11 protein-coding genes and 1 pseudogene are annotated in these 10,434 nt (G+C 59.4%); 8 read left to right on the top strand and 4 right to left on the bottom strand.

The window, feature by feature from the left end; translation table 11 throughout:
* From VOI29_RS18335 to VOI29_RS18300, 8 genes are all read left to right on the top strand, one after another.
* A partial coding sequence (locus VOI29_RS18335; protein WP_323781928.1) for a hypothetical protein occupies positions 1-721 on the top strand: 721 nt, incomplete at its 5' end.
* Positions 721-1,626, top strand: a complete 906-nt coding sequence (locus VOI29_RS18330; RefSeq protein WP_323781927.1) for a hypothetical protein — start codon at positions 721-723, stop codon at positions 1,624-1,626. The genes VOI29_RS18335 and VOI29_RS18330, both read left to right, overlap by 1 nt.
* Before the next feature lie 12 nt (positions 1,627-1,638).
* Complete coding sequence (locus VOI29_RS18325) at positions 1,639-2,901, top strand: pyocin knob domain-containing protein (protein WP_323781923.1); 1,263 nt, start codon at positions 1,639-1,641, stop codon at positions 2,899-2,901.
* Between the two features lie 12 nt (positions 2,902-2,913).
* Positions 2,914-3,252 (top strand): hypothetical protein, encoded by a 339-nt coding sequence (locus tag VOI29_RS18320; protein WP_323781920.1) that lies wholly within the window; start codon positions 2,914-2,916, stop codon positions 3,250-3,252.
* Complete coding sequence (locus tag VOI29_RS18315) at positions 3,249-3,674, top strand: DUF4376 domain-containing protein (protein WP_323781917.1); 426 nt, start codon at positions 3,249-3,251, stop codon at positions 3,672-3,674. The genes VOI29_RS18320 and VOI29_RS18315 overlap by 4 nt, the downstream gene beginning before the upstream one ends.
* Positions 3,674-3,988 carry a phage holin family protein gene (locus VOI29_RS18310; RefSeq protein ID WP_323781915.1) on the top strand — a complete coding sequence of 105 codons (315 nt, stop codon included), beginning with the start codon at positions 3,674-3,676 and terminating at the stop codon, positions 3,986-3,988. The genes VOI29_RS18315 and VOI29_RS18310 overlap by 1 nt, the downstream gene beginning before the upstream one ends.
* Before the next feature lie 65 nt (positions 3,989-4,053).
* The gene (locus VOI29_RS18305; RefSeq protein ID WP_323781912.1) at positions 4,054-4,827 is read left to right on the top strand and encodes a glycoside hydrolase family 19 protein; all 774 of its coding nucleotides are present in this window, start codon (positions 4,054-4,056) and stop codon (positions 4,825-4,827) included.
* A gap of 46 nt (positions 4,828-4,873) precedes the next feature.
* Complete coding sequence (locus VOI29_RS18300) at positions 4,874-5,215, top strand: hypothetical protein (protein WP_323781909.1); 342 nt, start codon at positions 4,874-4,876, stop codon at positions 5,213-5,215.
* Between the two features lie 44 nt (positions 5,216-5,259).
* Here VOI29_RS18300 and VOI29_RS18295 read toward each other — a convergent pair whose 3' ends face one another.
* The 4 genes and pseudogenes from VOI29_RS18295 to VOI29_RS18280 form a co-directional block, all read right to left on the bottom strand.
* Positions 5,260-6,615: a calcium-binding protein gene (locus VOI29_RS18295; RefSeq protein ID WP_323781906.1), complete on the bottom strand. Its 1,356-nt coding sequence runs from the start codon at positions 6,613-6,615 to the stop codon at positions 5,260-5,262.
* A gap of 581 nt (positions 6,616-7,196) precedes the next feature.
* Positions 7,197-8,270 carry an extracellular solute-binding protein gene (locus tag VOI29_RS18290; RefSeq protein ID WP_323781903.1) on the bottom strand — a complete coding sequence of 358 codons (1,074 nt, stop codon included), beginning with the start codon at positions 8,268-8,270 and terminating at the stop codon, positions 7,197-7,199.
* The gene (locus VOI29_RS18285) at positions 8,261-10,117 is read right to left on the bottom strand and encodes an ATP-binding protein (RefSeq protein ID WP_323781900.1); all 1,857 of its coding nucleotides are present in this window, start codon (positions 10,115-10,117) and stop codon (positions 8,261-8,263) included. The genes VOI29_RS18290 and VOI29_RS18285 overlap by 10 nt, the downstream gene beginning before the upstream one ends.
* 145 nt (positions 10,118-10,262) lie before the next feature.
* Positions 10,263-10,434 (bottom strand): annotated as a pseudogene (locus tag VOI29_RS18280) (IS5/IS1182 family transposase); the annotation flags it as partial.

Here is a 10,434-nt window from a genome sequence, read left to right as displayed (position 1 = left end):
CTTCGGTGACGTGGCGGACAGTGGCCGCGGCCTGGTCAACCCGATGGGCAAGCTGAGCCGGATGCTTGGGCGGCTGCAGGATGCGGTGGACAAGGACCGGCAGCAAAGGGAGGCAGCCCTGAAGATTGCCGGGCTGCAGGTGAAGGGCGCGGATGCCGTCACCCGCACCCGGCAGGGGCAGGGCATTGTCGATGACTTCAACGCGCTGCGCGATCAGTATGGCATCACCCTGACCGGCCAGAAGGGCACTGTTTCCGTCAACGGCAAAGGCCGGATTGAAACCTCCTTTGACTACTACGGCGGTGGTGATGTGGTTGGCTTCAAGGCCGCCCTGCGCAAGCGGTACGGGACCGATTCAATCGGGAAGGTGTTCAGCCAGAGCAATCAGCGGGTGGCCAATGCGGAAGAGCGGGCCGACAAGCTGCGCCAGCAGATCGAAGCCCTGGGGGCCATTCCTGCCTTTGCAACGGGCGGTCTCCACTATGGTGGTCCGCGCATCGTCGGCGAGCGCGGCTGGGAAATCGAAAACACCGGATCCTCCCGCATTCACAGCCACGCCGAAAGCGTGGCGATGCTGGACAACCGGCCGCTTGCCCAGGCGATCGACACCTTTGCGAAAACGGCCCTGGCGCAGGGCCAGCGGATGGAACTGTTCGTGCGGAAGATCTCGCAGTTTCTGGAAGGGTGGGATGAAGACGGGCAGCCGGAGGTGCGTGTGTGATGGATTTCAACATTATTTCTCCGATGGCGGTGACCGATGCAGAGCTGACCGCCTCGAACATTCCAGAGGATGATCATCCGGAATGGGATGCCGGCACGACCTACGCGGCAGGGGACAAGGTGATCTCCACCGCATCGCACCGGATCTACGAAAGCATGCAGGCCGGAAACCTGGGCAATGACCCGGTTGCGGATGATGGCAGCTGGTGGCTGGATCTGAAGGCGACCAACCGGTGGTCGGCGTTTGACAACCGCCGCTCAAACAAGGCCAGCCGGGCCGATGAGATTACCTATTCCATCGTGCCAACGCAGGACTGCGATGCGATCTCGCTCTTTGGCCTGACTGCGGGGGCTGTGCGCATCGAGGTCTGGGACGGTGCCGCCAGCATCTATGATGAAACCTTTGTCATGGCGGATACCGGCCATGTGGTCAGCGTCTACACCTACCTGTTCGGCGGCATCGTCTATTCCCGGCAGAAGGTGCTGAACGGCTTCCCCGGCTACATCGGGCACCGGATCGATATCACCATTTCCGCGGTCGGGGCGACGGCGGAGGTCGGGCATATAGTGCTGGGGCGCAATCACCTGCTGGGCACCGTTCTGAACCTGCCGCGCATCGATTTCGTCAGCCACAGCCGCAAGGGCTATGACGATTTCGGAGACGAAATCCTCGTCAAGCGCGGTTCAACCCGGAAAGTGGATGTGTCGCTGGTGGTGCCCACCATTCAGGCGCCGCGGGTGATGGATATCGTCGCCGAAGTCGATGGCCTGGCGACCGCCTTCTACGCCTCGGGGAGCGGGCCGAACTTCGGGCTCGAAGGGCTGGGCTTCCTGGATGACCACGGCCAGCCCCTCGATGTGGCGGGCGAGTCCGTTTTTCCCCTCATTCTAAAAACCCTCAAATAGGATCGATCGAGCATGAGCATTCCCAGCTTCTCGCAATGGCCGGATATCCCCCAGCGCAGTGCGCCGGAGGCGGATTTCGACGCCAAGATGTACGCGCTGTTTCAGCATTTCGCGACCACGCACCGCAATGAAATGCTGGCGTTCATAAGCTTCCTGGAGAGCAACAGCACGGTGATCGATGCGGCGCTCAACGGCACCACGATCGGGCTCAACACGCCCGCAGCGGCGAAGTTCACCGCGCTGGAGGCCGACAGTGTGGGTGGTGCCGCAGTGCAGTCCGGCGCTACGGACGGAACCCCAGGGAAGCTGGCTAAGCTGGAAAATGGAGGTGCCGGTATGTTCGGCGTGGGGGGCACCACGCCTAAATTCATTGCCGATCTGGACAGTCATGACACGCTGGCGGGTTTCTATGGCGTACAGGATACGACTCCGGGCACCCGCCCCGCTGGGGCGTCCAGCTACGGGTTTCTGCTGGTGCTCCGGCAATCCGTCACAGGTGTTTGCCAATTCTACATCAACTCCAACACTCAGCTTTTGGCCTATCGCACCGCGACGGCCGGGAGCTGGGATGCTTGGAAGGAGATCATTACCGGGGTTGTGCAATCCGACTGGCTGGACAGCACAACCGGGGCGCTGCTGAAGGCCGGGGCCTATGGCTGGGGGCATGATACTTCGGATGGGTCGGCGAACCGCTGGAGCGACACAACCCTGCTGGCTGACATCACGACTTCCGGGGTTTATCGCTACGATGACAGTCATGCCGACGCCCCAAGCACCGCGGGGATGGTGCTCCATTTGAACCGGGTTCCCACCAGTGCGTCTGGCGGAAGAATGCAGATGGCATTTGCTCACGATGGAAGCCAGTGGGTGCGCTATCAGAATGCCACTGACCCGGTTGGTTTCTCGGAATGGGCATTGCTTTATTCCGCCTCAAACGTCCTTGGTACGGTCTCGCAATCCGCAGGTGAGCCAACCGGTGCGGTGATCGAGCGCGGCAACAATTCTAATGGCAGGTATGTGCGCTTTGCGGACGGTACACAGATTTGCACGCGTCGCATGAATGCGAGCGCGTCGGGGGCAGAGGCCTGGACCTTTCCGGCCAGCTTCATTGAAGAACCGCAATGTTCAGTTCTCCCGATCAGTGCCGGAGCGCATTCCGTGACGGCGGAGCCGCCATCCAGCACCACCACCTATGTTGAGTTCAACTGTTTCGACACGGCGGGCGCGCGCCAGGCAAAGTCCTGTCATCTGACAGCTACTGGCCGCTGGTTCTAAAGGAGTTTCCCCATGCAGATCAATTGGACCCCGGTGCGCCGGGATGAGGCGCTGACAGTCACCAAGGCGGGCGATGCCCTGACCATCAACGCAGAGGTCTTCGACTTCAGTCCACTGCCGGAGGGGGCCACACTGCCGCGCGCGGCGGTGGCCTGCGAATGGCTGGCCTCGGATGTGGAGCGCAGCGGCGGCGAGATCAGCCTGACGCTGCTTCTGCCGCATGGCGCGGACGCGCCGGAGGAAACCCGGTTTCCGGAGCTGGTGATAATGGCGGGCGACGGGCCGGTGCCTGTGCCACCGCACAGCAACTCCGAACCAGAGCCGGAAGCGGAAGAGGAGAAGGACGCATGAGCAATATCGACTTTTCGCAGGTGGTCACCGCCGAAACCAAAGTAGCGAAAGCCCGCGTGGCGCTGTTCGCGGATCTTGCCCGCATCCGCTGGGAGCGGGAAACCGGCGGGATCACCCTGCCGGATGGCACCGGCCTGCCGAGCGATGAAGTCACCGCCCGCAAGCTGACCTCCGCTGTCACCAGCCTGCAGACCGGTATGGTCACCGCGCCGATTGCCTGGAAGTTCCCGGACGGCTGGCAGGATCTGACCCAGGTGCAAATCGAGGGGGCCGCGGCGGCTGTGGCGCAGCATGTGCAGGCGTGCTTTGCCGCTGAGCGATCCGTGCATGACCAGATTGAGGCGCTGGTTGATGCGGATGTTCCGGGCTTCGAGGTGCAGGCGGCATTCGATGCAGCGCTGGCCGGGCAGGGGGGCGCCTGATGGAGGATGCGGGCCTGGTTGATTGGCTGTCGAACTTGCTCGGCGGTGCGGCGACCACACTGTTCGGAGCGGCGATGGGGCGTCTGATGTGGCATTCCGGCGAGGTGCGCAAAGGGCAGCGCCGCTTCTTCGGCCCTGAACTGCTTTGGGAGGTCCCGGTGGCGATTGGCATGGCAATCATCGGCGAAGCGATTGCCAGCTACCTTGGAGCCAGCGCGACGGTCAGCACCGGGATCGTTGCTCTAGCGGCCTACATCGGGCCGCGCGGTGCCGAGGTGCTTCTGACCAAATGGCTCACCCGCGCCCGCCCCTGATTTTACCCAATCACTAATCAGCGAAACCAGCCCCGCCTTGTGCGGGGTTTTTTATTGGAGGCAGAATGTTCCAAATCCTGACACTTGAAACCCTGCAGCGGATTGCCGGGCCGATGCCAGCGGGCGGCACGCAGGAGCAAAACGCGAAATCCTTTCTGATGGGCCTCAACACCTATGGCTTTGACTGCGGCCTGAACAAGCCGCACCGGCTGAGCTATCTGCTGGGGCAGACCCTCCTCGAAAGCGGGGCCCTCCGCTATGACCGGGAAATCTGGGGGCCGACGCCCGCGCAGGTCCGTTATGATGTGCGCATCGATCTCGGCAATACGCCGGAGCGGGACGGCGACGGCTTCCGGTTCCGTGGCCGCGGGCCCTTTCAGATAACCGGCCGGGCAAATTACCGGGCCTTCACCGCCTGGGCGCGCCGTCTTGATCCTGCCGCCCCGGATTTCGAGGCCGATCCGGATGCGGTGAACCTGGACCCGTGGGAGGGGCTGGGGCCGCTCTGGTACTGGGATACGCGCGGGCTGAATGTCCCGGCCGATGCGGGCGACGTGCGGCGGGTCACCAAGCTGATCAACGGCGGCTACAACCATTTCCTTGAACGTCTGCGCTGGACCGACAAAGCGCAGCTTGTGCTGCTTGGCTACGCGGCCACGGATGCCCCCGCTTTCCAGCGCACAGCCGGACTGGTCGCTGATGGCGTGATCGGCCCGGTGACCCGCGCAGCTCTGCAAAAGGCGCTGCGTGCTCTTCCGCCAGTCAATCCTCCGCGACTTGTGCCGGTCCCGGCACCGCCTGACTGGCTGAGACGCTTCCTCGCTCTGGTTCGCCGCTGAGCTGGCCAGGGCGTATTCTTTCCATTCAATCTATGAGGTGTGAACCATGAACTTGAACGATATCCTGCAGGAGCTGATGCCGGTGCTTGTCAGCGGCCTGAGCGTGATCCTGTCCGCGCTGATCGGCGCAGCGGCGCACAAGGCAAACCGGCGCTGGGGCCTCGACATCGAAGCCCGTCACCGGGAGGCGCTGCATAGCGCGATCATGAGCGGCATTCAGGCTGCGATCGAGGAAGGCCCGGAAGAGGCGGCCGAGGTGCTGATCAGTTCGGCAGTGGATTATGCCAGGGCGTCAGTGCCTGATGCCATTTCCAGGTTGCATGCTGGCGACCTTGTGCTGCAGCGCCTGGCCCGCGGCAAGCTGGTCGAAGTGGGGAGCCGATACTAGGGTTGGCGCGGGCCTCAGACCGGCCCGCGCTAGTGTTACAGAGATCAGAAGATGAAATCGTTCGCAGACAGATCGGCGATTGCGATGTCTTCCAGCGTGATCGAGTTGCCGTTGTTGTCGCTGATCACCGCGTCGCCGTCGCCGTTTTCGGACAGGTGGTTGTTCTTCAGGTCGCGGAAATGCTTGATGTTGCCGACCCCAGACAGATCGACCTTCTCCTGTTTGCCCGCAGTGCGGAAGTCGGTGATCGTGTCATCGCCGAAACTGCCCTTGAAAATGAAGAGGTCGGCGCCACCATCACCGTTTAGGATGTCATTTCCATTGCCACCGTTCAGCTTGTCGCGGCCAGCGCCGCCATGCAGGGTGTCTTTGCCGCCCAGTCCTTGCAGGGTGTCGTTGCCGCCTTCGCCTTCCAGCTCGTTCCGGGCGCCGTTGCCAGTGATACTATCCCTGTAGTCTGAGCCCCGCACATCTTCGAAATTCTTCAGCCTGTCACGGTCTCCGAAGCCGTCTATGGCAAAGCCCTTGTTCAGCTTAACAGTGACCCCGTCCGAACCGCCGTAGCGGTCGTCACGGTCATAGCGGACCTCGTCGCGGCCGCCGGCGCCGTTCAGCGTGTCATTCCCTTCCACGCCGCGCATGATGTTGCGGCCGCCGTTTCCGGTAAAGCTGTCGTCAAAGGCCGATCCACGCAGCATTTCGATGCTTTTTAGTGTGTCGGTTTTGCCCCAGCCATCGGTTGCGGTACCGGTCTTGAGGTTGGCGGTCGCGCCGCCGGGGTCGCCTGTGAATGCAACCTGGTCATAGCCCTTGCCGCCGTTATAAGTATCGCGCCCGTCGGAGCTGATGAAGTAGTCATCGCCGATGCCGCCGTTGTACCGGTCACGGCCGGGGGAGCCGTTGAACTCGTCGTCTTCGACAATGGTAGTGCCTTCTACTGACGAAAAGGGAATGATTGCCCCTGGCGCAAAGCTGCCGGTTGGATCTGTGAACCCTGTTATGGAATCGTCAAACGCGTTCCATTCGGCCGCCGTCGTGGCGGCAGGAAGTGCGGGTCCGTCCAGGACGAAGTAGTATTCTGTGTCTGTATTGTCACCGGTCTGGAAGCTGGCAATCAGCACAACACTGGTGCCTTGGGACCAGGTAACCTGTACGATCAGTGTCTCGTCTGACTGGACTGATGGTGCATTTTCCAGATCCTGGCCGTCAAACAGCACCTGCACGGCGCTGTCATTGATGTCGATGTAGGCGAGCCCGTCCTTGTCCCGTCCTGTAATGGTGTAGGAGAAACTTGCATCCGATGCTTTAGGAACAATGATCGATACTTGGCCAGACATCACCGCCGACGCATCGCCGTCCACAAAATCAACCCGGGTTCCCGGAAGTGTTAAAGTAGTCATACCTTGCCCTTCACAATAATAAAGTGAGCCTGCCTGAAACGCAGACAGAAATTCGCGCTGGAAATGTGAGGGGGGTTCCTGATTCCCGGCAAGAGAAAGAAATGGTTGATCCGCTCTTTGTTAACAAGTGTGCTGATACGGCACTTGGCACCAGAACCGCTAGGAGCGCACGATCTGTAAGTTGTGGTAGAGCTGGTCAAGTAGGGCAGCGCCGGTCAGGCCCAGCTGGGAAAAGGCAGCGGGCCGGTTTCCGGCCGCTTGGCTGCGGAGGTCGGCGAAGGGTAGCAGCGAGCCCACTGCCACTCTTGCCCAAGCCAGCTACTTTGCTGCCGCAGCATGGAAGTCACAGCCCCAAGCGGCCGTGGCCCCGAGTTGCAGCCCCAAGGATGCTGCAAGTGCGAAACTTTCTGCCCATCACGTTGAAAACGGACATTCAACAGCCCTGGTTAACAACCTTAAATCCTGCGGTCGGCACCGGGTGCAGAGAGGAACAGAAAGTATGCGTAAAAGGGTTCCACAGCAGGAGGCAATGTGATGTCCATTTCGGACCGGTGGCTTCCTGTTTGTTCAACTCGACTTTCCTACAGGCCGATCTGGATCATTCTCCAGCGGCGATCGAGGAGACGTTTTTCGTTCCCATTTCGCGGCTTAACAAAGTAGAGCGTCTCGCGAACACTTTGGGACAGCCCTGGTGGCCAAAGGTTAAAATCCGGCTCGTCCAGTTCTGACCGCGATGAGGGCAGGCTTGCAAATGCGTTGGAGTAGGCCGCAGAAGACGCGATCATCTCGGGTTGCAGAATAAAGTCCAGAAGCTGCATTGATGCAGCCATATTCCTAGCATCGTTTGGAACCACAAACAGATCAGCCCACAGGTTTGTTCCCTCCTTGGGCACAATGTAACGGTACTGGGTGCTTTCTTTCTCCAGAAGAGCTGCCTGTCCGTCGGTGCTCCAAGCGGCTGCCAAGCAGATATTACCGCCAAGCACATCGTCATACTGAGCGGTGTCAAATGACCGGACATATGGCGCGATGGCTGCAAGAACATCGAACGCCGCATCCAGATCCTCAGGAGACCGTGAATGCGGATCCAGGTCTAGATATGAAAGCGCGGCTGGCACCATCTCCTCGACTGAGTCGACTACGGTGATTCCGCAATCGGCCAGGTTTTGGGCGTTCGCGGGATCAAACAGAAGCGCCCAGCTGTCCAGCGGTGCGTCAGGCAGGCGCTCGGTCACGGCGTCTAGGTCGTAAACAAGGCCGGTTGTCCCCCAGAGATACGGCAAGGCATATCCCTCGGCCTGCGGTATCGCCGTGAAGAGAATGTCCAGGAGCTGCCGGTCTATTCCTGACGAGTCCAGGTTGAATCTCTGAAGAGCCCCTGCCGAAATCAGGCGGTCCACAATTTCTGATGTCACAACTGCCAGATCATAACCCGTACCCTGTGCTGTCAGACGTGCTTCTGCCTCGTCAGGGTCTTCATAGAAATCCAAAATGAGTTTTCTGCCGGTAGCGGCCTGGAACTTTTCAATGACCGCGGGATCAATATAGCCGCTCCAATTGTAAAGAAAGACCTCACCCTCCGAATCCGCAGCTGCAGGCAGGGCGATCGCAGCGGCCGTAAAAAGGGCAGCGGCCATTTTGAGTGTCATGCGCATCGTACCGTCGCCTCCTTGGGTTTGTGATGCTCATTCGGCCACAAGCGGGCCAGTGCATCTGCCAATTTTGCTTTATTTATCGGCTTCGAGAGGTAGTCGCACATTCCGGCGGATATTCCAGCATCGTGGTCCTCCCGCATCGCATTGGCAGAGAGCCCGATGATTGGAACCGCAGGCAGGTCGCCTTCCAGTTCTTTCGCCCTGATGGCTCGGGTGGCGTCCAACCCGTCCATTTCCGGCATCCGCACATCCATCAGGACCAGGTCGGGAGACCAGCTCTTCTCCAGCTCTACTGCCTCGGCGCCATTTGCTGCGACCTTGGTAGCGCATCCCATACCCCTTAGAAATTTGACCACGACGATCTGGTTTACGCGGTTGTCGTCAGCAACAAGAACCTTCTTACTGAATGTGAAGCTTGGCATGTGGGCGCTGTCGGGCTCCGCTACAGCCGCCGGGGCATTTTCAACAGGGAACTCCAGAATGAATTCTGAACCCGACCCAGCCGTTCTTTCCAGGTAAATCCTGCCATTTATTGCCTCTGTAAGCTTCCGGGTAATAGCAAGCCCGAGTCCAGTTCCGCCAACACGTGCAGTCTTGGATGCATCTGCTTGGGTGAACTGCTCGAAAATTCGTTCTTTTGCCTCCGGAGGGATCCCGTTCCCCGTGTCCCGAACCGCGATACGAAGCATGCGCATGCCAGTTGTTTCCGCAGCCTCTTCCTTTAGATCGATCACGACAGATCCGCGTTCGGTAAATTTCACGGCATTGCTGACCAGGTTCACAACAATCTGACGGACGGCCGTGCTGTAGCCCGATACACGCCATCTGCCATTACCGGGATCCGCGGCAAGGCGCAGGCTGATGTTCTTGCTCCGCGCCTGCGGCAAGAACAGTTCAATAACCTCCTGGCAGAGCGAATGGGCATCAAACACCTCGGCTTCAAGTTCCAGCTTACCGGCTTCGGCCTTGGACAGGTCCAGCACATCATTGATGATGCGTAAGAGGGAATTTCCGCTCGCTGTCATGATGCGGATCATGTGCCTCTGCTGGTCATCCAACTCGGTGTCCATCAGCAGTTCGGCAAGTCCCAGGACACCGTTTAACGGGGTGCGGATTTCGTGGCTCATTGTTGCAAGGAATACGGACTTAGCCTCGGAGGCGGCCTCAGCCCTGCGGCGGCTCTCTTCGATTTTAGATTGCGCTTTGATAATGAACCGTTCCATTGGAAAGTACACATACTTGACCGCCACCAGAACGCCACAAACACCGGTTAAAGCAGCAATTATTGCGTAGACCACCTGCCTCTTCGAGGCGACTTGAGAAGCCCTGACTTCAGCCTCCTTCACCTGCATAAGAACCGGAATCAGGCGTCTTGTAAGGTCCGAAGCAAGTGCTGCGGTTTTCACAGCCTCTGGTCCAGAATTTTGGCGCTGCGGATCCGCCAGGACCTTGCTCATAAACAGTATGTCGTCGAATTCGGTCAGCGGGTTCAAGGAGGGCTGTGCCAGGATTTTCTGTCCCCGGGCAGAGAATGCAGACCGTGAATTGGCAAGTTTAAGTTCAGTCAGAGCCCCGGCTGCAGACCTGGCGCTTAGCCGGATGCGGCTGCGTTCAACTATTGCTTTTTGGCTGGTGGGGTTCCTTTGAATCCTCTCAAATGCCAAAGACATCTCGGCAAGTGAAACAAAAGCCTCATCAAGCGCGGATATGTTCTTGGCATGCAGCTGAACGCCGCGGTGGCCAGAAAGCGCAACCCATATAGCGATAAGCGCCGAGAGAAGCAGAACCGCCAGAGCAAATACACTGCGTCTGCGAAGGTATTTTCTGGAAATACGCAGTGTTAGCACATCACCTTCCCTTACATCCTGCGAGGTTTTGCGAAATTTTTCCGCAAAAAGGAAACGAAACTATAATAGCCGCACCCCAGGGTTGATTGAATAGGCATTGTTGCAGAACCCAGTAACTGAGCGGGTTTTCCCTTTCCCATTGAGTTCAGGCCACGCGTTCGATCTCGGCCATGCCGAGTTCGTTGAAGCGGTTCATGAGAGCGATACGGATGTGGATTTCGGCGGTCTGGCGGTCGGGGTCTCGTGAGGCGATGCGTTCGCCGAAGGATTTCAGGCATCGCATCTTTGCCTCGATCCGACTTCGGGCATGATAGCCG

Source organism: Leisingera sp., assembly GCF_034669605.1.
GTDB lineage: Bacteria > Pseudomonadota > Alphaproteobacteria > Rhodobacterales > Rhodobacteraceae > Leisingera.
This window is presented reverse-complemented; position numbering and strand designations above follow the sequence as displayed.